26 protein-coding genes and 1 riboswitch are annotated in these 25,304 nt (G+C 55.2%); of the genes, 18 read left to right on the top strand and 8 right to left on the bottom strand.

Annotation, left to right across the window (positions count from 1 at the left end):
* Positions 1-3: 3 nt before the first annotated feature.
* The 10 genes from AC3WJN_RS13350 (at position 4) to AC3WJN_RS13305 (ending at position 11,155) form a co-directional block, all read left to right on the top strand.
* A complete protein-coding gene (locus AC3WJN_RS13350) occupies positions 4-1,569 on the top strand; it encodes a spore germination protein (RefSeq protein ID WP_005828712.1) in 1,566 nt (521 codons plus the stop codon).
* Positions 1,566-1,784, top strand: a complete 219-nt coding sequence (locus tag AC3WJN_RS13345; protein WP_005828710.1) for a hypothetical protein — start codon at positions 1,566-1,568, stop codon at positions 1,782-1,784. The genes AC3WJN_RS13350 and AC3WJN_RS13345 overlap by 4 nt, the downstream gene beginning before the upstream one ends.
* A gap of 6 nt (positions 1,785-1,790) precedes the next feature.
* Positions 1,791-2,945: a GerAB/ArcD/ProY family transporter gene (locus tag AC3WJN_RS13340; protein WP_005828709.1), complete on the top strand. Its 1,155-nt coding sequence runs from the start codon at positions 1,791-1,793 to the stop codon at positions 2,943-2,945.
* A 6-nt stretch (positions 2,946-2,951) separates the two neighbouring features.
* On the top strand, positions 2,952-4,058 hold the full coding sequence (locus AC3WJN_RS13335; protein ID WP_007782083.1) for a GerAB/ArcD/ProY family transporter: 1,107 nt from the start codon (positions 2,952-2,954) through the stop codon (positions 4,056-4,058).
* Between the two features lie 14 nt (positions 4,059-4,072).
* Positions 4,073-5,239: a Ger(x)C family spore germination protein gene (locus tag AC3WJN_RS13330; RefSeq protein WP_035317149.1), complete on the top strand. Its 1,167-nt coding sequence runs from the start codon at positions 4,073-4,075 to the stop codon at positions 5,237-5,239.
* 72 nt (positions 5,240-5,311) lie between these two features.
* Positions 5,312-6,724: an FMN-binding glutamate synthase family protein gene (locus tag AC3WJN_RS13325; protein ID WP_007782090.1), complete on the top strand. Its 1,413-nt coding sequence runs from the start codon at positions 5,312-5,314 to the stop codon at positions 6,722-6,724.
* Between the two features lie 41 nt (positions 6,725-6,765).
* Complete coding sequence (locus tag AC3WJN_RS13320; protein ID WP_005828704.1) at positions 6,766-7,530, top strand: YqjF family protein; 765 nt, start codon at positions 6,766-6,768, stop codon at positions 7,528-7,530.
* Complete coding sequence (locus AC3WJN_RS13315) at positions 7,527-8,687, top strand: Ger(x)C family spore germination protein (RefSeq protein ID WP_005828702.1); 1,161 nt, start codon at positions 7,527-7,529, stop codon at positions 8,685-8,687. The genes AC3WJN_RS13320 and AC3WJN_RS13315 overlap by 4 nt, the downstream gene beginning before the upstream one ends.
* Positions 8,688-8,937: 250 nt before the next feature.
* Positions 8,938-10,110, top strand: a complete 1,173-nt coding sequence (locus AC3WJN_RS13310) for an acyltransferase (protein ID WP_007782097.1) — start codon at positions 8,938-8,940, stop codon at positions 10,108-10,110.
* A gap of 145 nt (positions 10,111-10,255) precedes the next feature.
* Positions 10,256-11,155, top strand: coding sequence for a DMT family transporter (locus AC3WJN_RS13305; RefSeq protein WP_007782101.1), 900 nt, complete (start codon positions 10,256-10,258; stop codon positions 11,153-11,155).
* A 123-nt stretch (positions 11,156-11,278) separates the two neighbouring features.
* On the opposite strand, the gene AC3WJN_RS13300 is transcribed toward AC3WJN_RS13305, so the two are convergent.
* Complete coding sequence (locus AC3WJN_RS13300) at positions 11,279-12,586, bottom strand: aminotransferase class I/II-fold pyridoxal phosphate-dependent enzyme (RefSeq protein WP_007782104.1); 1,308 nt, start codon at positions 12,584-12,586, stop codon at positions 11,279-11,281.
* A gap of 178 nt (positions 12,587-12,764) precedes the next feature.
* Here AC3WJN_RS13300 and def point away from each other — a divergent pair, with 178 nt between their 5' ends.
* The 3 genes from def (at position 12,765) to AC3WJN_RS13285 (ending at position 14,620) form a co-directional block, all read left to right on the top strand.
* Positions 12,765-13,295: a peptide deformylase gene (gene def, locus AC3WJN_RS13295; protein WP_005828697.1), complete on the top strand. Its 531-nt coding sequence runs from the start codon at positions 12,765-12,767 to the stop codon at positions 13,293-13,295.
* Positions 13,296-13,327: 32 nt separating this feature from the next.
* On the top strand, positions 13,328-14,350 hold the full coding sequence (locus tag AC3WJN_RS13290; RefSeq protein ID WP_007782107.1) for a homoserine dehydrogenase: 1,023 nt from the start codon (positions 13,328-13,330) through the stop codon (positions 14,348-14,350).
* A 111-nt stretch (positions 14,351-14,461) separates the two neighbouring features.
* Positions 14,462-14,620, top strand: coding sequence for a hypothetical protein (locus tag AC3WJN_RS13285; protein WP_007782111.1), 159 nt, complete (start codon positions 14,462-14,464; stop codon positions 14,618-14,620).
* Positions 14,621-14,690: 70 nt separating this feature from the next.
* Here AC3WJN_RS13285 and AC3WJN_RS13280 read toward each other — a convergent pair whose 3' ends face one another.
* Positions 14,691-15,389, bottom strand: a complete 699-nt coding sequence (locus AC3WJN_RS13280) for a CAP domain-containing protein (RefSeq protein WP_005828692.1) — start codon at positions 15,387-15,389, stop codon at positions 14,691-14,693.
* 8 nt (positions 15,390-15,397) lie between these two features.
* A riboswitch (cyclic di-AMP (ydaO/yuaA leader) is annotated at positions 15,398-15,553 on the bottom strand.
* Positions 15,554-15,637: 84 nt separating this feature from the next.
* Positions 15,638-15,949, bottom strand: coding sequence for a rhodanese-like domain-containing protein (locus AC3WJN_RS13275; protein ID WP_081494704.1), 312 nt, complete (start codon positions 15,947-15,949; stop codon positions 15,638-15,640).
* 445 nt (positions 15,950-16,394) lie between these two features.
* Between AC3WJN_RS13275 and AC3WJN_RS13270 the strand changes: the two genes are divergently transcribed.
* The gene (locus AC3WJN_RS13270; protein WP_005828688.1) at positions 16,395-16,598 is read left to right on the top strand and encodes a cold-shock protein; all 204 of its coding nucleotides are present in this window, start codon (positions 16,395-16,397) and stop codon (positions 16,596-16,598) included.
* 26 nt (positions 16,599-16,624) lie between these two features.
* On the opposite strand, the gene AC3WJN_RS13265 is transcribed toward AC3WJN_RS13270, so the two are convergent.
* Positions 16,625-16,831 carry a hypothetical protein gene (locus AC3WJN_RS13265; RefSeq protein ID WP_129552200.1) on the bottom strand — a complete coding sequence of 69 codons (207 nt, stop codon included), beginning with the start codon at positions 16,829-16,831 and terminating at the stop codon, positions 16,625-16,627.
* 99 nt (positions 16,832-16,930) lie between these two features.
* Between AC3WJN_RS13265 and AC3WJN_RS13260 the strand changes: the two genes are divergently transcribed.
* Positions 16,931-17,848, top strand: coding sequence for a phosphotransferase family protein (locus tag AC3WJN_RS13260; RefSeq protein WP_007782121.1), 918 nt, complete (start codon positions 16,931-16,933; stop codon positions 17,846-17,848).
* 63 nt (positions 17,849-17,911) lie between these two features.
* Here AC3WJN_RS13260 and AC3WJN_RS13255 read toward each other — a convergent pair whose 3' ends face one another.
* Together AC3WJN_RS13255 and AC3WJN_RS13250 are read right to left on the bottom strand one after the other, a co-directional pair.
* On the bottom strand, positions 17,912-18,352 hold the full coding sequence (locus AC3WJN_RS13255; RefSeq protein ID WP_005828682.1) for a hypothetical protein: 441 nt from the start codon (positions 18,350-18,352) through the stop codon (positions 17,912-17,914).
* A gap of 213 nt (positions 18,353-18,565) precedes the next feature.
* The gene (locus AC3WJN_RS13250) at positions 18,566-18,940 is read right to left on the bottom strand and encodes a hypothetical protein (RefSeq protein WP_237716626.1); all 375 of its coding nucleotides are present in this window, start codon (positions 18,938-18,940) and stop codon (positions 18,566-18,568) included.
* Between AC3WJN_RS13250 and AC3WJN_RS13245 the strand changes: the two genes are divergently transcribed.
* On the top strand, positions 18,837-19,247 hold the full coding sequence (locus AC3WJN_RS13245) for a 2-phosphosulfolactate phosphatase (RefSeq protein WP_005828680.1): 411 nt from the start codon (positions 18,837-18,839) through the stop codon (positions 19,245-19,247). The two genes, AC3WJN_RS13250 and AC3WJN_RS13245, sit on opposite strands and share 104 nt — an antisense overlap.
* A gap of 63 nt (positions 19,248-19,310) precedes the next feature.
* Positions 19,311-20,906 carry a catalase gene (locus tag AC3WJN_RS13240; protein WP_005828678.1) on the top strand — a complete coding sequence of 532 codons (1,596 nt, stop codon included), beginning with the start codon at positions 19,311-19,313 and terminating at the stop codon, positions 20,904-20,906.
* A gap of 518 nt (positions 20,907-21,424) precedes the next feature.
* On the opposite strand, the gene AC3WJN_RS13235 is transcribed toward AC3WJN_RS13240, so the two are convergent.
* The gene (locus tag AC3WJN_RS13235) at positions 21,425-21,862 is read right to left on the bottom strand and encodes an SRPBCC family protein (RefSeq protein WP_007782128.1); all 438 of its coding nucleotides are present in this window, start codon (positions 21,860-21,862) and stop codon (positions 21,425-21,427) included.
* A 411-nt stretch (positions 21,863-22,273) separates the two neighbouring features.
* Here AC3WJN_RS13235 and AC3WJN_RS13230 point away from each other — a divergent pair, with 411 nt between their 5' ends.
* A complete protein-coding gene (locus tag AC3WJN_RS13230) occupies positions 22,274-24,415 on the top strand; it encodes an RCC1 domain-containing protein (protein WP_007782132.1) in 2,142 nt (713 codons plus the stop codon).
* A gap of 59 nt (positions 24,416-24,474) precedes the next feature.
* Here AC3WJN_RS13230 and AC3WJN_RS13225 read toward each other — a convergent pair whose 3' ends face one another.
* Positions 24,475-24,792: a DUF2992 family protein gene (locus AC3WJN_RS13225; RefSeq protein ID WP_005835127.1), complete on the bottom strand. Its 318-nt coding sequence runs from the start codon at positions 24,790-24,792 to the stop codon at positions 24,475-24,477.
* Between the last annotated feature and the right edge of the window lie 512 nt (positions 24,793-25,304).

The following is a 25,304-nucleotide window of genomic DNA, read 5'->3' as shown; positions in this document are numbered from 1 at the left end:
TGTGTGAGCCGGAACGCGCGAAAATGGTGGAGATCGCACAAGCAAAGGGTCCAGCAACAGCAGGCAGTGCCTTCGCATACGCCTTTGCACAGGGAGCTTGCCGAGAACGAGCAGCAACTGCGCGCTCTTTATGCCAATTGCGCCGATGTGGTTTTCCGCTCTTTTCGCATCGGAGGATCGACCCGGGCGCTTGCGATCTACATCCAAGGCTTGACGAACAACGAGGAGCTGGAGCGCACCGTCTTGTCCGTGCTGATGAAGACGAAGCTGCCGAAGGATTCGGCGATCAGCAAGCTGCTGGACAATGTTGTGTCCGTATCGAAAACGCATGAGCTGGCGACCTTCGAGGACTGTCTGGAATCTGTCGCAAACGGCTATCCGATCCTGTTGATCGATCAGCAGCAGCGCGCTCTTTCCTTTGGCCTGGCGCGATGGGAAAAAAGGCAAATCGAGGAGCCGATGGCCGAAGGAGTCGTCCGCGGTCCGCGCGAAGGCTTCACCGAATCGCTTCAGGTCAATACGGCGCTGCTGCGGCGGCTCATCAAGACGCCGGCATTGAAAATGGAGCAAATGCAGATTGGCGGCTACACGAAGACGCAAGTCGTGCTCGCGTACGTGGACGGGCTTGTGGACGCGGATTTGGTCACGGAAGTACGGGCGAGGCTGAACCGGATCGACATCGACGGCGTGCTGGAGAGCGGGTATATCGAGGAGATGATCGAAGACTATCCCGCTTCGCCCTTCCCGCAAATTTTGACGACGGAGCGCCCGGATGTGACGTGCGGCAACTTGCTGGAGGGCCGGATCGCCATTCTCGTAGACGGCACGCCGTTTGTGATGATTGCGCCGACGACGCTGTTCTCCCTGCTGCAATCGAGCGAGGACTACTACCAACGGTCGATTGCGAGTACTGCGATTCGCTGGCTCCGCTACTTGTTCACGGTGATTTCCTTTTTGCTGCCTTCGCTGTACGTGGCGCTGATTACGTACCACCACGAAATGGTGCCAACCTCTCTGTTAATCAGCATGGCGGCGTCCCGCGAGTCCGTGCCTTTTCCTGCCCTGGTCGAAGCGCTCCTGTTGGAGATTACATTCGAGGCGCTGCGGGAAGCTGGCGTCCGGCTGCCCAAACAGGCAGGTGCCGCTCTCAGTATCGTGGGCGCGCTCGTCATCGGTCAGGCTGCCGTACAGGCGGGGCTGGTTTCCGCTCCGATGGTCATTGTCGTCGCCATTACCGGGATCGCTTCCTTTATGATTCCGCACTACATCGCAGGCATCTCGATTCGGCTGCTGCGCTTTCCCATGATGTTTCTCGCGGGCACGCTCGGGCTGTTGGGGATTATGCTCGGCATCATCGTCACCGTCATTCATTTGAGTACGATTCGCTCTTTAGGGGTTCCTTATTTGACGCCAGTCGGGCCGATGAAGTTTTCGGAGTGGAAAGACACCATCGTCCGCGCGCCGTGGTGGATGATGAACGAGCGACCGCACCTGACTGGCGATTATCAAAAAATAAGGCAGGGGGCCGACCAGAAGCCAGGTCCGGAAAAAGGGGGAGATCCTGCTTGAAATGGGGCCAGATTGTCACGATGAGCGCCTTTGCCTGTATCCTGTTCGCGTTCGAATGGCCGCGTCTTTCGCGCTTGCCGAGGCGGGACAAGGCGTCCTTCATCACTCTGCTGTTCACAGGCTGGGTTTTGTCGTTGCTGGATTTGCCGAACTTGCCGGGGCCGACTACGCTCATCAATGCGATTTTCAAGCCGCTAGGTCAATTTCTGGAGTAAAAAAGGGTGGGGCGTTTGCTAGAACAGGGAAAAATCTCTTCCGCTCAGATGGGCAAAATGGTCTTTTTAGCCATCGTGGCCTCGGCTGTGACTGTGGTGCCTAGCTACACGGGCAAATACGCGGAAAACGACTTGTGGCTGTCGCCTTTCTTGGCATCGCTAATCGGATTTTTTACGGTGTACATCGCGTTTGCATTGAACAGGCTGTATCCGCAGCAAACGGTGATCCAGTACAGCACAGATATCATCGGCAAAGTCCCGGGAAAAATTTTCGGACTGCTTCTTTTGTTTTTTTACGTTCACATGACGGGCCTGATCGCCAGAGGCTATGCCGAGTTCATCATCGGGAACTTTTTGCCGCAAACGCCGATCAGCGTCGTCATTCTCACGATGATAGCCGTGTGCGCGTATGCCGTAAGGGCAGGGTTAGAGGTGATCGGCAGGACAGCGCAAGGCTTTTTCTTGCTCTTCCTGTTTCCGTTGCTCCTGATGCCGTTTTTGCTCCAGGACATGCACTTCGAGTTTCTGTTCCCGATGTTTGAACGCGGCTTGCTGCCGTCGGTGAAAGGGGCGCTGATTCCCCAAGGCTACTTCAGCGAAGTTTTCCTGATGTCGTTTTTGCTTCCGTATGTGACGAACCGGGACAAAAGCATGCGCGCAGGAATGCTCGTCATCCTCGGGATCGCCTTGCTATTGACCTGTATCAATTTTTTCATCCTGCTCGTCTTCGGGCGGCAGGCGGCGGATTACATGTACCCGGTCATGGTCGCCTTTCGCTACATCAGCATTGCGGACTTCTTTGAAAATCTGGACTCGGTGGTCATGACCGTCTGGATTTTGGGGATGTACGTCAAAATCAGCGTGTTTTACTACGCCACTGTGCTGGGGACGAGCCAGTGGCTGGAGCTATCAGATTATCGCCCGATTGTCATTCCGATCGGGATGCTCATTGCGGCGCTCAGCTTCTGGTCGATGCCGAATCTGAACGAGGCAGGCCGCTTCGACATTGTCGCGTTCCCTTTTTACGGCCCGCTCATGCAGACAATTTGCCCGTTGCTGCTGCTCGGCTTCGCCTATTGGCGAAAAAAAGGCAAGCAGCAAAGCCAAGCCCAAATAGCCGCGGTGTCCGGCAGTGCCCATTCCGAAAAGCAAGAAGGATGAGGAACCATGCTCGAAACGGGAAAAATATCAGCCTTGCAGATGGGGATGATGATGTATCCAGTCCTCGTGTCCACAGCGATGCTTGTCGGACCAAGCATCATGGCACAGCACGCGCAAAACGACTTGTGGCTCACTCCGCTATGGGCTTCGCTTATCGGTTTTTTCAGCGTGTGGATTGCGATCCATCTCAACAAGCGCTTCCCCGGCATGTCGGTCATCGAACATGCGCGGGAAATTACCGGAAAAGTTCCTGCGGCAGTCCTCGGTTTCTTGTACTTGTACTTTTTGCTGCAAGTAAACGGCATCATCGTGCGGGAGTATGCGGATTTTATCGCCTTGTTCCTGCAGGAAACCCCGCTTGGCGTCATCTCGTCCGCCCTGATCTTCGTCTGTTCGCTCGCGGTAAAAGGCGGCATCGAGGTGCTGGGGCGGACGGCGCAAGTGTTTTTCCCGGTGTTCATCCTCCCGCTGCTGATAATGATCGGCCTGGTTTTTCCCGCTCTGGACCCTGGCAACCTGTTTCCGATTTTGGACAACGGGGTGTTGCCGTCGATGAAAGGAGCGGTCACGCCGCTTGGCTGGTTCACCGAGGTGTTTCTGATTTCCTACCTGCTGCCCTTCCTGTCCAACTGCAGGCAAGGTGCGCGGTCGGCCTTTTTCGTAGTGGCCGGCGCCATGCTGACGATGACGATCGCGAATTTGGTCACGCTGTTTTTGATGGGGGACGCGCTCGGCAACATCTTGTTTCCGATTATGGATACGGCCAAGTATGTGAACGTCGCCGATTTTTTTGAGAATATGGAATCGGCCGTCATGGCGATCTGGGTTATCGGCGCTTTCGTCAAAGTCTCGATGTTTTACTACGCGACCGTGCTCGGCACCGCGCAATGGCTGAACCTGACTACTTACCAGCCGCTCATTTTGCCGAGCGGAGTGTTGACGGTGATATTCAGCTTTTGGGGCATTCCGAGCTTCTCCATGCTCGGAGATGTCACCACGTTTGCGATTCCGGCCTTGCTGACGCTGTTCTTTTGCTTCATTCCGGCGGGGCTGCTCGTCTGGGCGATCATGCGCGGGAAGCGCAGCAAGACAGAGGAGGCAGAATCCGGGTGAGGGCGCGAGGGAGCGTGTTAATTTTGTTGGCCTGTTGTGTGTTGCTTGGCGGCTGCTGGGATCGGACGGAGATCAACGACCTTGCGATTATTACTGCGGCTGCTGTGGACAAGGGGGGAGCGGGCGAGATTGTGTTGAGCATCCAGGTGCTTATCCCGCGAGCGGTGGGGGAAGGCGGGCTCGGCGGACCGACCATGAGCGCGGATCGCGAGCTGACGACCGTGCTGAGCGGAAAAGGGATCAATATTGCCGATGCGATGTCCAAGGTTCAGGCCAAGCTTTCCCGCAAAGTTTTTTGGGGGCATTGCAAAATCTACTTGTTTGGAGAAGCGGTTGCCAAAGAAGGGATTGCCGATCATATCGATTTTCTCGTGCGCCATCCGGAGCCGCGCAACCGGGCCTATCTGTACATCTCCAAAGGAAAAGCAATGGAAATTCTCGGGATTAAAACCTTGCTGGAGCGTTCCACGGCGGAAGCGCTGCGGGAATACGCGACTCTGCACATCGGCATGGCCGTGACCTTGGTTGATTTTCGAAACATGCTCAATGGAGAAGCCCGGGCTGTGGCCCTTCCCTATATTCAAAAAGGGAGCAAGCTGGACGAGCAGGCGCAAATCCAGGAAAACTCGCTCTTGATGGGAACGGCGATCTTCCGCAACGATAAAATGATTGGCGCGCTGACGACAAAGGCCACAAGAGGCTTGCTCTGGCTGCGAAACGAGATCATCCGCGCATCCGTCAGCGTCAACATTCCGGGGGGACAAGGGCTTATATCGGTCATCCCGCTTCGGGCTACGACGAAGCTGGTTCCGAAGATCGAGAATGGGAAGTGGTCCATCCTGGTCAAAATTGATACGGAGGGCGACGTCGTCGAAAACGGAACGCGGCTGAACATGATGGATCTGAGCAGCATCGCGCTCGTGGAAAAAGCGGTCGAAAACGAAATTCGCTCCCGCGTCAGCCTGGCGTTGTTTTATTTGCAAAAGGAACTGCACGCGGATGTGACCAACTTTGCCGCCGCTTTTCATCGGAAGTACCCGCAACAATGGGACGAAGTCAAACAAAGCTGGGACGAAATCTACCCGCAGGTCGAGGTGAGCACGAAGATTCACGCTGCGATCCGCCGCCCGGGACTGACCTCGGAATCGGTGGGCTATCCGGCAAGCCAAGAAAAACGGTAGTCGCGCACGTCAAGCGACGGTTGCAAGCAGCAAAAGAGGCTGGAACCAGCATGCTCGCAGGAGGTGGATGAAATGAACGGGAGATGGATGGATTTTTTAATAGGCTCGTTTGTAGGAACGCTCGTTGCAGGCATCCTGTTTGCGCTGCTGGCGTTTTTCACGTTTCGTCCTGCGGTGCAGTGGCTGCTCGGGCGCTTTATGAAGCGATTGATGTCGGACCGCTATCCGGAAAATATTTTCGAGATGGTGTCGGCATTGACCAAGGTCAGTCCGCGCTACGTCGTGGAAAACAGCTTGCGTGCGACGACAGGGCAGGCGATTGAACGGCCATTCGGCAGTCCGCGCAAATTTCTGAACTTCGACGGGCTGATCTTTTCCCCGGCCCAGCTTGCGGTGCTGCCGGCTGACGAGGACGCCGAGGTCGACATGAAAATCACGATCGGACCGAAGGCAAAACGGCCGCTGACCCTCGATATCCCGCTCCTGTCTGGGGCCATGGGCTTTGGCATCGGCATCAGCGAGAGCGTGAAGATTGCGATCGCCAAAGGAACGGCGGCTGTCGGCAGCGTGAGCAATACGGGAGAAGGGCCGCTTTTGCCAGAGGAAAGAAAATACGCCAAGTATCTCATCATTCAATACAATTCCGGCACGTGGTCCAAGGAGCCGGAGACGCTGCGGCAGGCAGACGCCATTGAAATTCACTTCGGGCAAGGCGCGACGGCGGCAGCGGCCAGCTTTATCCCCGGTGAATACATAACGGGCAAGGCAAGCCAACTGATGGGGGTGGAGGGCGAGGAAATGGTCGTCATTCCTTCGCGCCAGCCGGAGGTCAACAGCCCGGAAGACTTGCGCAAGCTGGTCGACAAGCTGCGCGCGATCACAGACGGAGTTCCGATTGGCGTGAAAATATGCGCCAGCGCTGTGTTGGAGCAGGATTTGGAAATTGCCATCCAGGCTGGCGTCGATTTCATCAGCATTGACGGGGGGCAGGCAGGGACGAAGGGCGGCCCGCCGATTTTGGAGGATGACTTCGGCTTGCCGACGATTTACGCCTTGTGCCGGGCCGTCCAATACTTGAAGGAGAGAGGGGTCAAAGACCGCATCTCGCTTTTGTCAGGTGGCGGCTACACGACCCCTGGCGAGTGTCTGAAGGCGATTGCGCTGGGGGCGGATGGCATTTTTATGGGAACGGCCATGCTGTGGGCGATGACCCACGATCAGGTGACAAAGGCGATCCCTTGGGAGCCGCCGACAGAGCTGACGAATTACCCGGGAAAGCTGAAGGACAAATTCAACGCCGAGCAAGCAAGCAAATACTTGGCGAATTTTTTCCTTTCTTTTGTAGACGAAATGGAAATTGCCATACTCGCCCTGGGAAAAACTTCGTTACGTGATGTGACAGCAGACGACCTCGTAGCGCTTGATGAGTTGACGAGCAAAGTGACGAAAGTACCGCTCGCCTTCCATTCTTCTGCGGAAAGTTGAACCAACATGACGATGGCTGGCGACGTTGGGGAGGGATTCGTATGAACCAGGGAATCATTCCAATCAGGGAAAAGCGACAACAGAAAGGCTGGAGGATGACGCAGACGTGGGAGCATTTGCTGTTTGCGCACTGGGCCGTTTCGCCCGAGGCGATCCGCAGCCTGATTCCGGCAGGCCTGGAACTGGATACGTATGACGGGCACGCCTGGATCAGCGTCATTCCGTTTCTGCTCACCAGAGTCCGTCTCCGCCGCCTGTTTCCAGTCCCGTATGTCACGACCTTCCCCGAGATCAATGTGCGAACATATGTGAGGGCAGGCTCCACACGAGGCGTTTACTTTTTGTCGCTGGATACTTCCCATTTGCTCGTGACGAAAATCGCCGAGTACTGGTATCGGCTGCCCTATTATCATACGAAGATGGATCTTCTGGTTCACGCTGACCGCATTGATTTTCAGTCGGAGCGGTTTTCGGCAGGAGCGGATGCGGCTGCATTTCGCGGCAGCTACTGGCCAGTATCCGAGCCGGCCCTCGCCCGCGCCGGTACGCTGGAGCACTGGCTGACCGAACGCTATACGCTGTTTTGCCAGTGCAAGAAAACAAACGGACTTTATTATGCCAACGTGTTCCATGAGCCGTGGATGCTGCAGCGGGCCGATGCGCATATCCGCGAAAACTCCATGCTCGCCCCGTTCGCGCTGCCGATCAGCGAGAAGCCTGATCTGCTCGTGTACGCGCGCGGGGTCGAGAGCTTCATCTGGCCGCTAGCGAAACTCTCGCCCTTCGAAGGGGAAAGGAGCCGATGAAGCGGCTTGCTTTCCTTTTTTGCCTGTGCGCAGGTCTGCTTGGCGGGTGCTGGGACCGCGTGGAGATAAACGATGTCGCACTCGTGACCGCTGCCGCCATCGACTGGTCATCGCCAAACGATATCGAACTGTCGATTCAGGTGTTCATCCCGCGCTCGCTCAGCGAGGGAAGCGGAGCAGGGAACGCGATGACGCTCATTCGCACGGCAAAAGGGGTCAATATTGCCGATGCGATGTCCAAAGTGCAGTTGAAAATACCGCGGAAAGTGTTCTGGGGCCATTGCAAGGTGTATATTTACGGGCAAGCGCTCGCCCGGCACGGCTTGAAGGAGTACGTCGACTATTACGCCCGTCACCCCGAGCCGCGCAACCGGGCTTTCGTGTACGTGAGCAGGGGACAAGCCCGCGAAGTTCTGGAGATGCTGCCGCCGCTCGAACGATACTCCGCCGAAGTAGTCCGCAAGCTGTCTGACATGAATGTCGGGCTATCGGTCACTCTGCTCGATTTGCAAAAAATGTTTGCCGCAAGAACAGAGGCGGCCGCCTTGCCGATGATCGACATCATGAAGCCGCCGAAGAAAGGACAGCCGAAGAAGACGAGCCCGTATTTGTCGGGTACGGCTGTCTTTCAAAATGGCAAGATGATCGGTCTTTTGTCTGACCGGACGACGAGAGGGGTACTCTGGCTGAGGAATGAAGTCCCCAACACGACGGTGACGGTCAAGCTCAAACAGGAACACGGATTCGTCTCGTTAAACCCGATTCGCGAGGTGACCAAGCTGACGCCGCGGATCGAAAACGGGAAATGGAAGATGCTCGTGGATATCGACACGGAGGGAGACATCGTGCAAAACGGCACCAGGCTGACCTTGAACAATCCCCAGCAGATCGCGATGGTCGAGGAAGCGCTGCGCGAAGATATCAAAACGAGAGTCCGGCTCGCGCTCAAACAGGTGCAAAAGGAATTAAAGGCAGATATATTGAACTTCGCCCAGCAGTTTCATCGCAACTATCCAAAAGAGTTTGCGGCAGTGCGAGCGGACTGGAATCAGGTGTTTTCCGATATCGAGGTAGACATAAACGTGAAGGCTTTTGTCAGGCGGCCTGGGCTGATCGCCGTTCCTGGCGGCCTCCCGCATTCCGAGGTGCAGCACTAAGAAATGACCGAAAGCCAGGCTGGGCAAACGACCCCTTCTGGATGTGCCAATAAAAAAAGAAAGCAGGCGGATGCCGCGGCGGCATCGGCCTTTTTGTACAGATAAGAATTTAGAAGATTCTCATCCAGTATAAGGGCAACTAAGCTGCGCCAATGAAGTTTGCTAACATGCAGGGTTGCCTGTTGCCGTACGGATCTGTAAGATGAGGATGACACTTGTCCAATAAAACAGGGAGGATCTGGTAGTTTCTATGGGCCGAAAAGAACGAATAGCAGAGCTTGACCTCATTCGCGCCTTTGCCTTTCTCGCGGTCGTCTATCAGCATGTGATCGGCGTCTTTATCAGGGAAAAAGGGTTGAGCGAGCAAGCGGCTATCGTATATGGAATGTTGTTTCATCTGCTAAAATTCGCCGTTCCGGCATTTATTTTTATTACCGGACTGGTCTTGTTATACAACTATTACGAAAAAGTCAACTACTTTTCTTTCATGCGCAAGCGGGTAACGGAAATTTTGGTGCCGTACGGGATTTGGTCGGCCATCTACCTGGCTGTGCAGACGAAGCCGCTGGGCGAGGGCAGCGCCTTTTTGTGGACAATCGCCAAAAAGCTCGTGACGGGAACTGCGTCCTATCACTTGTGGTTTGTCGTGATGATCTTCCAGTTTTATTTGCTCTATCCGCTGTGGCAAAAGCTGTTTCGATTTTTGCATCGCCTGGTCACGGGCCGCCTCCGCCTTCTTGCGGTCGGAGCGGTTGCCGGGGGCGTGTATGCGGGCTTGATGTGGTTTTCCGCCCGCTATATTCCGGCGCACCCTGGCGAATTTACCGGGGGCTGGCTGGAAGCGTACTTTATCAAGTACCGCGATCGTAACAGCTTCTACTACTTCTTTTACTTTTTGCTCGGCGGTGTGGCTGCCGTGGCCCTGCCGGCTTTCAGGGACAGTCTGCGCAAGCGCTGGCCGCTGACCGCGACGGCGTTTTGCCTGTTGTACGTCTGGATTGGCTACGAGCTGTTCCGCGACTCTAACAGCGGCACTATCAATTTGAATGTCGCGACCTCCTTGAAGCCGTCCATGTTTTTGTACACCGTCGCTTCGCTCTTGGGCGTGTACGGCCTGGCGCTCTGGCTCGGGAAAAAGAAAGCGGCTTGGACGCACTGGCTCGGGCTTGTCGGAAAGTATTCGTACGGCGCGTATTTGATGCACGCATTGATCCTCACCTACTTGATGAAGGGGCTGCGCGCGATTGGCCTGTTTCACACCGGGATCATCGGCAGCCTGGTCGTTTTTGCCATCTGTGCGGCCGGCTCGTTTTTGCTGTCGTACGGGTTGGGCAAACTGCCATTTGGCGCCTTGCTCGTGGGCGCAGCCGAGAAAAAACGGGCGAGCGAGCCTGTGCAAAAGCAACTGCAAAACGCCGGGTAGCCGAAAGAGAGAAAACGTTTGGCGGATCGCAGGCAGCAGTTGCAGCCATTAGCCTGAAAAAAGCGCGACATTTTTTCACAGTAAAAGGAATTGGGGCAGGGCGAATGGAAAAGAGTAGGAGCACGAAGGGAGGAAAAGATAACGCTTGCTGTTCGCCTACATTCAGTTGGCCCTATCAATGGCATTGGTAGGCATGAACATTTCCATCGGAAAGGAAATCGTTTCGCACGTCCCTGTCTTTTTGTTTTCCGAGCTGCGCTTTTTGCTCGCGATGGTCATTTTGCTGCCGCTGCTGGCTTTGCGCGGCGAGTGGAAGACATCGTGGAAAAAGGAAGAGGGAAGCGTCCTGTTCTGGCAGTCGTTTTTCGGCGTGTTTCTGTTCAGTATTTGCATGTTGTACGGTGTCCGATGGACTACCGCGACGGCAGCAGGGATCATTACCAGCACCGTCCCGGCCTGCATCGCTCTTTTTTCCTTCTGGCTTTTGAAGGAAAAGCTTCAGGTGAACAATGTCGTGGCGATCATTCTCTCGGTATGCGGCATCGCCCTGATTACGTTTACGGGCGGAGCAGGGGCACAGACGCTGGCGAGCATGCTCGGCAACCTGCTCGTCTTTTTGGCAGTCGTGAGCGAAGCGCTGTTCACCATTTTCGCCAAGCGGCTGTCGGGCAAAATCACGCCGTTTCAAATGACGGCTGCGATCAATGTCATCAGCTTCGCCATGTTTTTGCCGTTTGCCGTCTGGGAGGGCATCCGCTTTGACTGGGGACTGGTTCCCGCCCATATTTGGTGGCTGCTCGTCTACTATGCCGTGACGGCCAGCGTCCTGTCGTTCTTTTTCTGGTACAACGGAGTCGCCAAGGTCGAGGCGTCCAAGGCCGGCTTGTTTACCGGGATGATGCCGATCAGCGCGGCACTCGTCGCCGTGCTGTTTTTAAACGAAGCGTTCACCTGGCTGCATGGCATCGGCATGCTGCTCGTGCTTGCCTCCATTTTCGTCGGCACGCACCAGACAAGGCAAAAAGGCACAACGCTGGAACGGTAATCGCATCGCCATGAACCTGCCGGGCTGGTCGTCCTCTTTGGAAACAAGAAGCGGCAGCTTGCCCATAGCAAAAAAAGCGCTTTGGCTTCCGGGCCAAAACGCTTTTTTATTACTCCAACCTCTTTATTTAGCCAAGGCTTTTTCCAAATCCTTGACGCCGTTGTAGATCAAATCGAACAAGTCGTCGATGTTGCCTTCCTCGATGCAAGAGAAGGCGATGCGCAGATCGGTTTGGCCGAGGGCGATTGTGCCTACGCCGTATTGATCCAGGAGATGCTGGCGGAGTGTTTCCGCATCGACGGTTTTCAGCTTGAGGCACATGAAGTAGCCGGAGTTGAACGGATAGTAGCTCCACGCGTCGTCGTATTTTCCGCTGTCGAGCAACTGCTTCACGCGGTTGGCGCGGCCTTTCATGATTTCGTACTTCTCCTGCTTCTGCGCCTTGAACTCCGGAGAGGTGAGGGCGTGCAGGACGAACGTTTGCGATGGGTGCGCTCCGCTGGAGATCGTGGCGCGGATGATGCCCAACGTCTTTTGTTCCAGCGCGGCCAAAAGGTCGCTGGAAGGAGCGGCGTATGTGATGAAGCCCACGCGGAAGCCCCACACGTACTCTTCCTTGGTCGCTCCGTCGACTTTTACAGGAAGAATGCGCGGATGCACGTTGTAGAGGCTTGGGAAAAGCGACTCGTGCAGGGAGTCTTCAAAGAACAGGCCAAAGTACGCATCGTCTGTCACCGCTACGATGTTGATGCCAGCTTCTGCGCCTTCCTTGAGAGCTGCGACGATTTGACGGCCTTCCTCTGCGCCGGGCGTATAGCCTGTCGGGTTGTTCGGGAAGTTCAGGACGACAATCGCCTTTCCTTTATCTTTTTGCGCCAGGATCGCATCGCGCAATCCGGTGGCATTAAATTTCATTTCGTCGTTATACAATGGATAGTAGACCATTTCGGCACCACGGCGGATGGAGAAGGTCAGCTCGTAGTTTTCCCAGTTCTTGTCCGGGATAATCACGCTGTCTCCGCTGTCTGCGAACAGGTCGGCCACGATGCTGAGCCCGTGCGTCAGAGCGTTGGTGACGATCGGGTTGCTGAAGGAATAGTTTGCCAGAGCAGGTTGTTCCTCGATCATTTTTTGCCGCCATGCTGCGCGCAACTCAGGCTTTCCGGCAGGAGGAGCGTACTCATACAAATCTTTTGGCTGGAAGGCAGACAGGTTGTCTTGAATCACCTTCAGATGCATAGGTTGTCCGTTTTCCAGCGCGATGCCGATGGTGGCGTTGTATTTTTTCGCTTTTGCTTTCGCTTCAGCCGATTGGCTCAGGATGCCCTCTTTTGGAAAGTAAATCAGCTTGCCGATGTTGGACAGCATGTCAAAAACGTGTGGATTTTCCCGCTGAATCGTGTCATTCAGCTGTGATGCCAGTGAATGCATGGTAGCCTCCCTCTTCCTTTGGAACATCTGTTTATCATCATCAATAAAGATAGCGCATCTACATGCATTTGTCATCTAGCAGGCGGGGATTTTTCAGATTTTTGCACGGATTCCTTTGACAAGGAACGAAAAGCTTTGCTACGGTGTAAGCACATATAGGGGCAGGGGGGATTGTACGATGGCAGAACGAACGATCGTACGACTTGGCGATCCGGTTTTGCGCGAAAGGTCACGACGAATTTCATCCATGACTCCTCATACAGAAATGATCGCGGAAGACATGAAGCAGACGCTTTACGCGAAAAAAGGACGGGCCGGACTGTCGGCCGTACAGATCGGCGTACCGCTGCGGCTGATTGTCATTGACTGCGGCAGCGGCCTGATCGAGCTGATTAACCCCGAAATTGTGGAAATGAGCGGCGTGCAGGTTGGCCCGGAGGCTTGCCTGTCCATCCCCGGCGTCGTCGGAATTGTCAGCCGCTCGCGCTACGTCAAAGTGAAGTCGCAAAACCGCAGGGGCGAGCCGACCGTGCTGGAAGCGGAAGATTTTCTCGCCCGCTGCGTGCAGCATGAAATCGACCATCTCGAAGGCGTTTTGTTCATCGACCACGTCGAAGCTCTGTACTCTGCCAAAACCGGAAAGCCGCTCAGGCAAAAGGAAGCCAACGCCATTTTGGCCTACAGAAGAGAGACGTACCGCAAAGCATAGAAACCGTTTGGCGACAGCAAGGAGAATGACAAATGAAGCGTTGGAACATCGTACTGACAGGATTCGGAACAGTAGGCAAGCAGATTGCGCGGCTTCTTGCGCAGCGCCAGGACAGGTACCGCAAGCTGTACCAGGCAGACGTCCGGCTGGTGGGGGTCGCCAGGTCGGCTTGTGCGCTCTACGATCCTGAAGGGCTTGCAAACGAACAGATTGAGTCGTTGACGCAGTCCAGACAGCCCGCTCATCCGGCATGGGAGGCAGAAAAGTGGCTGTCGACCGTAGCAGCGGACGTGCTGATCGAGGCAGGCCCGTCTGATGCCCGGACAGGGGGGCCAGGGCTTCGCTACATCCGTCAGGCGCTTGCAGGCGGCATGCACGCGATCGCCGTGTCCAAAGGCGCGCTCGTCGTCGACTACGCCGGCTTGTCTGCCCTGGCGAAAGCAAAAGGCGTGCAGTTAAAAATCAGCGGCGCAACAGCGGCCGCCCTGCCGACGATCGACCTGTTCAGCTACAATCTGGCGGGCTGTGAAATCAAGCATGTGGAAGGCATTTTTACCGGAACGACCAACTTTGTCTTGACAAGCGTCATGGAGGAAGGCGTCACGAGCGAGGAAGCGATTCGCCGGGCGCAGCAAATGGGCATCGCCGAGCCGGACCCGACCTACGACATCGACGGCTGGGATACGGCCTCGAAAATCGCGATTTTGGCCAACGCCGTGTTCGACGCCAGGCTGAAGCTCTCCGATATCCCGCGGGCGAGCGTTCGCGACCTGTCTCCCGCCCAAATCGCCGAGTGGAAACGCGCCGGACGGGTGCCGAAGCTGATCGGCACGATCCGGCCGACAGCAGACGGCGTAGCGGCAGCGGTTGAGCTTGTCGCAGTCGATGCGACGCATCCTTTTGCCCAAGTAAAAGGGACGACGAAAGCGATCCGCGTGGAAACAGACGTCATGGGCGAACTGATGGTCGTGGGCGGGAAGTCGGACCCGGCAGCAGCAGCGGCGGCAGCACTGAAAGACCTGGAACATATCATGAGTAGACACGGCGCTGTCTGACAGCGGCAGCTTCCTTGCGCCGCTTCCAGCGATCGGCAGGAATGACCCGGTTTGTTTTTCGCGCATACTAGGGACGTACCACGAACAAATAGCGGCGAGGGGGCCATACGGATGAATCAATCGTCTGATGTCAATGCCGAACTGCAGCAAGTTTCTGCCTATCCAACGAAGCAGAAGATGAACCAGAAGGAAGTCGCTCTGTTTGACGAGCAGGAAGGCTGCGGCTGCACCCCCAAAGCGAAAAACGCGGCAAATACGGAGCAAGGATAGCTCCACACGAAAAAAGCCGGGCCTCTTTGGAAAAAGAGTACCCGGCTTTCGTGTACAGGGAAAGACGTTCTTAGCCGATAAATTCCTGAACCCAGTAACCGTTGGTGTAGCCGACACCGATTTTGGTGAAGGCCGGGTTCATGATGTTTTTGCGATGGCCTTCGCTGTTCATCCACTGCGTCATCACTTCTTGCGGACTGCGTTGACCCATGGCGATGTTCTCGCCTGCGGTCATGTAGGAAATGCCGAATTGCTTCATCATGTCAAACGGAGAACCGTACGTTGGGCTGGTGTGGTCAAAGTAGTTGTTGTTCGACATGTCGGCTGCTTTCGCCAGAGCGACTTTGGACAGGGCAGCATCCATCGTTACAGGCGCCAGACCTGCTTTGGCGCGTTCCTGGTTGACCAGATCAGCAACCTGCTTGGCAAAGTCGCCAGCCTGTGCCTGGTCGGCCTGGTTCGCCGGAGCAGCCGGCTTTGTGACGTTCTGTACTGGCTTTGCTGGTGCTTGTGGCGCTTGTTGCACCGGCTTTTGTACGGGCTGCTTTTGTACAGGCGCCTGATTTACTGGCGCGGCAGGCTGTTGTGGCTGTGCGCTAGGTGCAAATGGAAGCTGACCCATATATGGAATCCATTGATACTGGATTTGGTATTGTATGCCAGTTGGTACCGGGCAATTGGCTGCAGCAGATGCAGATGGGGTAAAGCCGGTCAAAGCCAAGCCCAATCCCAGAGTCATCGCGATGGCAGTAGCTCCAAAACGTTTCATATTCAACATCGTCTCCTTTTTTTGGCCTACGAGGTTAGTTGTCGGATTCGGATTGAGGAAACAACCCTACGCTCCTTCGAGCGATTCACCCCTTAGTGGATGCGTGACCCACAAAAAGATCCCCCGCACTTCCATTCGTGAGGAAGCTTCGGCTTATTGGTTTGGCATGACCCAGAATATCAGACTATCCCACCCGAAATAAAGAAGTAATATCTGCCAAACCGCTGGAAACGCTGGCGCTACTGAGCTTATTCGCCCTCGCTCTCCGGCTCGTTCCACGCTGTCAGTCCGCCGAGCAGCGCTTTTGCCTCGTATCCGTGCTCGCGCAGCAGAGCAGCCGCTTTTTGCGCTTTGTTGCCCGACGTACAGACCGTGATGACCTGCGCTTTTCGCGCCACGGATTCTGTTTCTTCATCTAAGGGCTTGTCACGTTCGAGCATGTGCACATAGGGAACGTTTTTGGTTGCGGCCAATTCGCTGGTGAGCGTTCCGTTCCGGAATTTTGCCTCGTCGCGGACGTCAAGGATGAGTACAGGTGTCTGTTTTTCCAGCAACTCGATTACTTCCTGTTTCGTTTTTTTGCATTCGCAATCCCTCCCGAGCCTATTGTAGCAGTTGCCTTTCTGATAGAGTAGTAGTAAATGGTTGATTTTTACGGTCTGGTTATGGTAAAATGATAATGCTACTTGAATACTTGAGCCTAAATCTTCGAGGTGTATGCTGATGGATAACGTTTTTGAAATCCCGATTCACACTGGCGCGGTCATCGGAGCCGCAAGGATGGAAGAGAGGAAGGGCTTTCGTCGTTTTAGGTTTTCAAAAAGTTTTGGTTTTAACATGGCAGTTCCGTCCTATGACACTTTCATTTTAGCGAAGTAGATCAACTTCACATATCATGAAGGCGTATCGCGATCTCGCTCTGGGGTATTTCTTCATGATATGTGAGCTTTATTTGCTTCGGTAAATATGACTAGCATATTCAAATTGACTTTTGGAGGTTTTCTCATGCAAGCGAACGGAACAGTAAAATGGTTTAACGCAGAAAAAGGTTACGGCTTCATTCAAGTAGAAGGCGGAGACGACGTATTCGTACACTACAGCGCAATCCAAGGCGACGGCTTCAAAACTTTGGAAGAAGGCCAGCGCGTTGAGTTCAACATCGTAACAGGCAACCGCGGTCCTCAAGCTGAGAACGTAGTAAAACTGTAAGTCTCCTTTATAAAAGAAACTGTCCGTCAGCGGGCAGTTTCTTTTTTTCTCGCAAGATCACGGTGTTTGACGAGCATCACCCGGTAAAAGTCGGCGTGCGCCTGGATGTGGCCGAACAGCCCGATGAACGAAGGCGGAACCGGGTCGCCAAACTGAAAGGCCGCGTTCTCGCCCGTCGCTGCGAGCTGCGCCATCAACTTCGGCAAGATTTCGTCTGTACACGCAAAAAGCAAATCGAGCTTCCCGGCGTTTTTTTCTACCAATTGCTGCCACGGCTGTCGTATAATCGAGCATGCTGCTTTTTATCACAGACCGGGAGGAGAGTGAACGAAATGGAAGACTGGCTGGTGTCGCTGCAAAAAACGGTTCCGCTTTTGCAACAGGCGGGGAGCGTGGAGGAAATCAAAAAAGGGCATTCGGCAGACCGGAAATATCGCGTCGAGTTGGCAACAGGAGGCCCTGCTGTCTTGCGGGTAGCCAGCTACGAGCAAGCCGGGCAAAAAGAGCAGGAGTATGCGCGGTTGCAGGCGTTGCAGCCTCTGCCGATCAAAGCTTCCAGGCCGCTCGATTTTGGCGTGCGAAAAGAATGGGGCATTTGCTACATGCTCGTCTCTTACATCGAAGGAGAGGATGCGCGGGACGCACTGCCGACCTTCACGGACAGCGAGCAACAGCAGGTCGGCTTTTTGGCGGGACGGGATTTGGCCGCCATGCACCAGCTCGCGGCTCCCGCGTCGACACCGCCATGGGCAGAGCGGTGTGTGCAAAAGCATCGCATGTATGCAGCAGCCTACGCTGCCTCTGCTTCCACGTTCAAAGACGGCGGGCGCATTCTCGCATTCATTGACCGGCACTTGCCCCTGCTGGCTGGGCGGCCGAACTGCTTTTTGCACGACGATTTTCACGTTGGAAACTTGATCGTCCGCGACCGCAGCTACGCAGGCGTGATCGACTTCAACCGCTACGACTGGGGCGACCCGGTGCATGAGTTCGTCAAGCTCGCCTTTTTCAGCAAAGAGGTGAGTGTTCCGTTTTGCAACGGCCAACTGGCGGGCTATTGGAACGGGCAGGAAATTCCCGACTCTTTCTGGACGCTGTACAACGTGTACACGGCGATGGCCATTTTCTCCTCGATCATCTGGACAGAGCGGACTGTCCCCGCGCTGCTGCCGGACATGATGAAGCGGATCCAGACGATTGTCGAGGAGCACGACGCGTTTGAAAGACGCATCCCGTCCTGGTATAGCTGAATCGAAAAAGAAAAAAGAACTATGGAATTAGAGCCATAGTTCTTTTTACAGGGAAAGCGAGAATTACAGGCAGCCATCGACTTCTATGGTGAGCAGTTGGCTAGGCAGAACAGACAGGCCGTTGACTTGACCGCCGCCGATAGAAGTACGGCCATACGTGGTCAAAAGGACATTTTCACGGTTGCCGTTGCGGCCGACAGTCAGGCGCACTTCGTAGTGGTTCGTTGCAACGACAGTCGCGTTCAGCGCAACCCGTGTGTTTGCGGCGAGCGTTTGTGTGACGTCGAGCAGTGAACCTACCGGATTGGTTTGTGTGACCGCTGTGCCCCAGTTCAGCACTTGCACACGCACCTCCACTGGCTCGTCATTGAGGTTGACCAAGTCGATGTGAGCGGTAAGAGCCGTGTTCAGGTTGTTTTGCAGAATGCCAGTCGTGTAAACAGTTGTTCTCCTTGGTCTTCCACCCCCTCGGTCGCTGGTGCTTTCAAACTCCATTTCAGACATCCCAGATCACTCCATTTCTTGTTGTTTAACTAATGGGACAATACTACAATATTAAGTCTTGTCTCCTTTTGTAACGGCGAACGTAAGGGGACAAGTAACCATTTCTGATAGAAAGCGGTGGAATGGATGAGCGAAGCTTCCATATTTAAACAGCTAGACTATACGGCGCGGTTTGAATGGGGATATGAAGGGGTAGAACAGTTGGCGCCCCAGTCAGACATCGTCGTCATGATAGATGTGCTGTCGTTTTGCACCTGTGTGGATGTCGTGTGCGGGCGCGGCGGGATCGTCTATCCGTACCGCATGCGAGACGAGACGGCAGCGCTTTACGCGCGGGAAGAAGGAGCGCTGCTCGCCGGGAAACGCGGAGAGCCAGTGTCGCTCTCTCCGGCGTGTCTCGCGACGATTCCAGCCGGGAGCAAACTCGTCCTGCCTTCCCCCAACGGTTCGACCTGCACTGTGCTGGCGCAGCAAAGCGTTAGCCGTGGTCGTCGCAGGCTGCTTGCGAAACGCAGCGGCGGTAGCTCGCTTCATCAACGCGCACAAAGGAACCGTGAGCGTGATCGCCTGCGGAGAAAGATGGCCCAACGGCGCCCTGCGTCCTGCCATCGAAGACATGCTGGCTGCAGGCGCGATCCTCGACGGATTAAGCGGCTACCAGCTCTCCTGCGAAGCGCAAATGGCGGTCGCCGCATTCCGGGCGGCCAACGAGCAGCTTGCTGCCGTCCTCGCGGAAAGCGGCTCTGGACGCGAGCTTGCCGCAAAAGGATATCCGCAGGATGTTCAGATCGCAGCCGAATGGAACCGCAGCCAGACCGTTCCGCTATTGGGAAAAGACGGCGGGTACGTTGCCGCTTCTTCTGCTCTCGGTTCAGCGCCGGGCTTTTTCGCATAAAGACTCCCTTTTTCGGAAACCATTTCTCATGATCGAGTGAGAAACTGGACAGGGAGGATGAACATGGAAGAATCGAAGAACAGCACACAGGGCAGGTCAACCGAGGAAGAGCTGCTGACCAATCGGCAGGGCCATCCGGTCACAGACAACCAAAATATGCGCACAGTAGGCAATCGCGGTCCTACCGTTCTGGAAAACTATGATTTTCTGGAAAAAATTACGCATTTCGACCGTGAGCGAATACCGGAGCGGGTCGTGCACGGGCGTGGCGCAGGCGCACACGGATACTTCGAGGCGTACGGAACGGTCGGGGATGAGCCGGTTGCGAAGTACACGAGAGCGAAGCTGTTTGCGGAGCGCGGCAAAAAAACGCCTGTGTTCGTCCGTTTTTCGACCGTCATTCACGGCACGCACTCGCCTGAGACTTTGCGCGATCCGCGCGGCTTTGCCGTGAAGTTTTACACGGAGGACGGGAACTGGGATCTGGTAGGGAACAATCTGAAAGTCTTCTTCATTCGCGATGCGATGAAGTTTCCTGATCTCGTCCACGCGTTCAAGCCAGACCCGGTGACGAACATTCAGGACGTCGAACGCATTTTTGACTTCATTTCCAATACGCCTGAAGCGATGCACATGATTACGTTTCTGTTCTCCCCGTGGGGCATCCCGGCGAACTACCGGCAGATGCAAGGATCCGGCGTCAATACGTACAAATGGGTGAATCAAAAGGGCGAAGCGGTGCTGGTCAAGTACCATTGGCAGCCGCTTGCGCAAGGGATCAAAAACTTGACGCAAAAAGAAGCCGAGGAAATTCAGGGGAAAAACTTCAATCACGCGACACAGGACCTGTACGAAGCGATCGAACGGGGAGACTATCCGGAATGGGAGCTGTGCGTGCAAATCATGAGCGATGACGAGCATCCCGAGCTTGATTTTGATCCGCTTGATCCGACGAAGCTGTGGCCGGAGGAGCAATTTCCGTTTTTGCCTGTCGGAAAAATGGTGTTGAACAAAAATCCGGAAAACTACTTTGCCGAAGTAGAACAGGTCGCGTTTGGCACAGGCGTGCTCGTCGACGGCCTGGACTTCTCGGACGACAAGCTGCTGCAAGGCAGAACGTTTTCCTATTCCGACACGCAGCGCTATCGGGTGGGAGCCAACTATTTGCAGTTGCCGATCAACGCGCCGAAAAAGCACGTCGCCACCAACCAGGAAGGCGGGCAGATGCTGTACCGCGTCGACCGCAAGCAGCCGCACATCAACTACGAGCCGTCCACGATCGGCGGTTTGCACGAGGCCAAACAGTCCGCTCCCGACCATCAACCAGAGGTCGCGGGCAAGATCGTCCGGCAAAAAATCGACCGCACCAACGATTTCAAACAGGCTGGCGAACGGTACCGGCTCATGGAAGACTGGGAAAAAGACGACCTGATCGCCAATTTGACCGATGCTCTCCTGTCCTGTGACCGGCGCATCCAGGAGAAGATGCTCGATTACTTTTTCCAGTGCGACGAAGAGTACGGCTCCCGGGTGAAGCAAGGAATCGAGCAAGGTCGCCGGAACCGGGACAACGGCCACGGCGGACCGATGGGAGCGACCAATCCCGGCGCTGGCGTGCGTCAGGCCGAACAGGATGGACATCCGGCGGAGCCGTATTGATCGCTTGAATAAAGGCCATCAGAGCCAGAAAACAGCGCCTGACCCCTTTGCGTGTGCCGATTGGCTGCAAAGGGGTTGGCTTTTTCCCTCTCCTGCCGTACCCTTTTGCGCGAGGAAGCAAAAAGGCTGCTTGCACTGTCGCCCTTTTTCCGTTATTCGAACGGTTCCGCTTTCAAGCTCATTCTCGTAGCCTTTCGCATGATGGTGGAAGTGCCACAGGAAAATATAGGATTAGACTAAAGTTATTGAACCTGTGCGGTTTTTGAATAGTAAAATCAGCAGTCGCTATAAAAAAGTGGTAGATTGACCGCGTAAAAGAAACAGCGGCGGACTAGGACTCAAAAATAAAGGCTGAGACTGCCGCTGTTTTTTGAGCGAGCGGTTTTCGGTTGTTCAATGGCAAGGTTGAACGAAAAAAGCAATGGTTCTTTCCAGCGCTGCGCGGCAATCTGTTAGCAGAATCGTAACTTGCGGGAGGCCGTGAAGGCTGCTTCTTTAGTTCTTGCTGCCGTCTACTTTTACTGGTCGCGCAGGTGCGTCGCCAGATTGTCGAGCGTACCAGACCAACCGTCGTACACATACTGATCGCCGGGGTGACCAGCGAATCCGCGCAGGTGGAAGATCATCTCGGTGCGCTCGCCCTGTGCGGTAAGGGTCAGGGTCACGACAGGGGTGCCCTCGACGGGATCATCGGGGGAACCCCAGGTGAAGACGAGCCGTTCGAAAGGAATGACGTCAAGGAACACACCCCCGGTGTGATACTCCTGGCCGGTCTGCTTATTGACCATAGTATAGCGGTAGCGTCCGCCTTCGCGGACGTCGAAGGAGATAGACTCTAGCGGCGTTGAAGGGAGCCAGGCGGCGAGATCGTTCTTCTCGGTCCAGGCGCGCCATACGAGCTCGCGGCGGGCATTCAGGGTGCGGGCGATGGTGAACTCCGGTGCAGATGCGGTCATGTTCATTGTTCCTCCTTTTTGGTCATGGACTTGAGGGGAAATTCCAGTGCGTCGAAATGCTTGTTCCAGGCTAAGGATGCTGCTCCTGCCCGTTAGTTGAGCGCCGCCACCTGAGTCTACTCTATGTTATTTTTCAGTCTACAACTTAATTTCCCCAGTCTGATGCTTTATTTTCACAGAACAGGAAGTACATGGTAGATTCGGCGCACGCCTTGAAATTCTCTCTATTACCTAGCGTTAAAAACCGAACAAACGTTCTGATTCGATTCTATCATAAATGAAAATTTTCCACAATCTCTGCAAGAGAAAACTTTTCAAAAACTTGTGTTGGAAAAAGGTAACTTTTGCCGCCACCGCACGTCTAACCAGTTGATTTTCCTCTAAATTCCAATAGTGGTGGTGGAACGGGCAATGTGGAACGGCAATCACGCAAAAGCATGGCTGTGCAGCAGTTTGGCGTTGGTGCTCGCAGTCTCAGGAAGCGTGCAAGCGCAACAGCTATCTGCGCAAACAGCTCCTGCGCAAAAACAGGCTATTGGCAGTAAAACAGCAGCGGAAAAAGCAAGGCAGGTGCCGATGAAAGCGTGCGGGGAGGACGAGCAAAAAGCCGGGCAAAAGAAGCCTGCTGCAAACTCCCTGGCGTCCCTCGATGAAGCTTCCGCCTCGCCTCTGTCCGGCATCCGGAAAATTGCCACGGGCGTTATTTTCGATGAAGCCGGGTACGGCTGGCGTCCGGGCATTTCCTATGCGATCGACCAGGCAGGCAACGTGTGGCGCTGGGGCGTGCAGGCAGGCCAGTGGCTGGATTTTCCGCAAAAGCTCACAGGCATCGAGAACGTCAAGGAGGTCACATGGGGCTACGCGCTGACGAATGCAGGTGATGTATGGCGGCTGGGTGAGCAGGCGCAGCCGGAAAAAATCGCGGGACTCGATCACATCCGCTCGATCCGCGAACTAATCGGAAACGAAGAGATACTTGCCCTGTTAAAAGACGACGGGACCGTGTGGACGCTCAAGCAGGGAGAGCGACAGCCGCGGCGATTGGGGTCGTTTGCCAAAGTCAGCGCGCTCTACGGCTCGGCCTTCTCCCTGTTTTTGCAAGAGGAAAGCGGCAAGCTGTTTTATTTGGACGGAAAGCGACAAGAGCTGAAAGCCGAGCTTGCCCATGTCGTGGATGTACCGGGAGCGGTGAAGCAAATCGCGCTCGATTATTCGGATCGGGCTATGATCCAGACCGCAAATGACGAGGTTTACCTCTTTAATGCGAAGGAGAAAACGTGGACGCGGGCGCCGCGCGAAGCCGACGAGGCAGTCAAGATGGCGGTTGGCGGAGACGGGCTGTACCTGTTCAGCAAAAAGGACGGCACGCTCTGGGGCTGGGGCCACAACACGCTGGGGATGCTCGGCGAGCAGTACCCGGATCGGGTCGAGCTGCCTGTCCGGATTGCCGACCTGACCGATATTGTCGATGTGCAGGCAGGCACCGATCACATCCTCGCCTTGCAAAAATCCGGCCACGTCTTTTCCTGGGGAAGCAATATGACAGGCCAGTTGGGCAGAATGCCGCGCCTTTTCACGGAGTGGACCGAGATCGGCGAGTTGAAGGACGTAAGGCAAATCGCAACCGGACTTGGCCAGCCGTATTTTGTGCGCAAGGACGGCACGGTTTGGGGGATCGACGAGCAGCGGCAGCCTTACCAGGTGGCAGGGCCGAAAAATGTCCAGACGATTGACAGCGTGTTGAATGCGGCAGTCACGCTGGATACGGCGGGCCATGTACAGCTTTGGACCGATCAGTTCGGCACGTGCCAGACGTTGGCGCTGCCGGGCACTGTCAAAGATGTGGTCGCTGGGGAAGAACGACTGCTGCTGCGCCTGGCGGATGACGGCCTGTTCGCCGTAGAACTGCGCCATGAGCTGGTCGAGAAAAACGGCGTCTACGTGCCCGCCAACATCACGGTCGGCGAGATGGAAGCTGCGCAGATCGACCCGGCCGTGGCAGCGCGCATTGCCAAGCTGTACGCCAACGCTTACCTGTTTTTCGCCACAACCAAAGAGGGCGAGGTGCTGTACGCCGAGCAAACTGCCAGGCAGCCCTCGTTTCAAAGCGTACCTGGCGTAAAAGGCGTGCGGGAGCTGGCTCCGCAATATTTTGTACGCTACACGGCCGACCCGCTTTCCGTATGGGTTTTATCCGATGCGGGCGCGGTCCGCGAGCTGCAATTTCAACTGGACCGCCACAAAGACGAATGGAACATCGCGCAAGTCAGCGTGGCAGGGGAGGCGGAGGAAGGGATCGCCTTTGCCAGCGGCCGGCTGCGCATCACGAAGGACGGGCAATTGTATGAAAAAGACTGGAGCCCGCTTGTGAAAAAACAGATTCCTCGCCCTGTCCGCCTGGTAGCGTCCACGTACGACTACGCCATCGAGGGACCCGGATCGCACTATCATGTCATCGTCACGGAAGATGACAAAGTAGTCGTCCTCGGCTATAACCCGTTTGAAAAAAGCTCGCTTCAGCCGCAACTGGTCCAGACCAAAGCGAAACCATAACCTAATAGGAAAAAACTCACGCCCGGATTGTGGGGCGTGAGCGTCGCGCGCAGGGGAGATTATTTGCCCCTGTGCTTTTCTTTTGCCTTTTGCACTTTTCGCTGCCATTTTTGCTCCAGGCGTTCGAGCTTTTGCTTGCGCCCGGCCACCTTTTTTTCGGCCTTGCGCGTTTCCCATTCCAGCTTGATCGCTTCCAGGGCATAGGTCGAGGGGCCTTTTGTGCGCAACTCTTTGGCAACTTGACGGGCCAGCCGCTTCGGATTGACTTTGGTCGGAACGGCTTCTTGCACTTCCACGGACGCTTTCCGATTGTCCAGTCCAGGCAACAGCCGATGCAGGACAAAATCGAGCACTTCGCCGTCTTTTGGCTCCGCCATCTATCATAGGGGATGGTGTCTTTGCTGGCAAAATGCCGCAATGCGGGAAAACAGCTATCCATTGTCACGAACGGTCACGGACCGCAGGCAGCGGAGGCTAGCCCTGCATTTTCTGCAAGTAGACGGCCATGATGAAACCGAGGCAGATGGGTACGAAATCCGCATCGCTGCAGCCGATGGTGAGCCTCCAAACGGTCAAGCATAGCTTGTTTGGAATATTGTAACAATCTTGTGCAACCTATGGATAAACATGGGAGGAAAATGTAGAATCATGTCGAATGTGTAGACATAACAACCCGGCATGAGTCCAAAATTTTTGGTTCAGGTAGCAAAGGAGTTTTGTGGAATGGATCATTTTTCTCACCTATTTAAGAGCGATCACCATTCATGCAGCGAGTCGTCGATTGGGCAAAACGATGATTCTCCCCGCATCTCTTTACAGATTTTCCGAACGAGAAAGCCCGCTACGGTGCGATAGCACCCCCTTTAGGGGCGGGATGAGAGTGAGGTCA

Source organism: Brevibacillus sp. FW306-2-1A-C05A (genome assembly GCF_058781555.1).
This window is presented reverse-complemented; position numbering and strand designations above follow the sequence as displayed.

Coding starts and splice junctions, on each gene's coding strand:
- AC3WJN_RS13335 (WP_007782083.1), top strand. CDS start 2,952: ATGCTCGAAACGGGAAAAATATCAGCCTTGCAGATGGGGATGATGATG.
- AC3WJN_RS13325 (WP_007782090.1), top strand. CDS start 5,312: ATGAACGGGAGATGGATGGATTTTTTAATAGGCTCGTTTGTAGGAACG.
- AC3WJN_RS13320 (WP_005828704.1), top strand. CDS start 6,766: ATGAACCAGGGAATCATTCCAATCAGGGAAAAGCGACAACAGAAAGGC.
- AC3WJN_RS13315 (WP_005828702.1), top strand. CDS start 7,527: ATGAAGCGGCTTGCTTTCCTTTTTTGCCTGTGCGCAGGTCTGCTTGGC.
- AC3WJN_RS13310 (WP_007782097.1), top strand. CDS start 8,938: ATGGGCCGAAAAGAACGAATAGCAGAGCTTGACCTCATTCGCGCCTTT.
- AC3WJN_RS13300 (WP_007782104.1), bottom strand. CDS start 12,586: ATGCATTCACTGGCATCACAGCTGAATGACACGATTCAGCGGGAAAAT.
- def (WP_005828697.1), top strand. CDS start 12,765: ATGGCAGAACGAACGATCGTACGACTTGGCGATCCGGTTTTGCGCGAA.
- AC3WJN_RS13290 (WP_007782107.1), top strand. CDS start 13,328: ATGAAGCGTTGGAACATCGTACTGACAGGATTCGGAACAGTAGGCAAG.
- AC3WJN_RS13285 (WP_007782111.1), top strand. CDS start 14,462: ATGAATCAATCGTCTGATGTCAATGCCGAACTGCAGCAAGTTTCTGCC.
- AC3WJN_RS13280 (WP_005828692.1), bottom strand. CDS start 15,389: ATGAAACGTTTTGGAGCTACTGCCATCGCGATGACTCTGGGATTGGGC.
- AC3WJN_RS13270 (WP_005828688.1), top strand. CDS start 16,395: ATGCAAGCGAACGGAACAGTAAAATGGTTTAACGCAGAAAAAGGTTAC.
- AC3WJN_RS13260 (WP_007782121.1), top strand. CDS start 16,931: ATGGAAGACTGGCTGGTGTCGCTGCAAAAAACGGTTCCGCTTTTGCAA.
- AC3WJN_RS13255 (WP_005828682.1), bottom strand. CDS start 18,352: ATGTCTGAAATGGAGTTTGAAAGCACCAGCGACCGAGGGGGTGGAAGA.
- AC3WJN_RS13240 (WP_005828678.1), top strand. CDS start 19,311: ATGGAAGAATCGAAGAACAGCACACAGGGCAGGTCAACCGAGGAAGAG.
- AC3WJN_RS13235 (WP_007782128.1), bottom strand. CDS start 21,862: ATGACCGCATCTGCACCGGAGTTCACCATCGCCCGCACCCTGAATGCC.
- AC3WJN_RS13230 (WP_007782132.1), top strand. CDS start 22,274: ATGTGGAACGGCAATCACGCAAAAGCATGGCTGTGCAGCAGTTTGGCG.
- AC3WJN_RS13225 (WP_005835127.1), bottom strand. CDS start 24,792: ATGGCGGAGCCAAAAGACGGCGAAGTGCTCGATTTTGTCCTGCATCGG.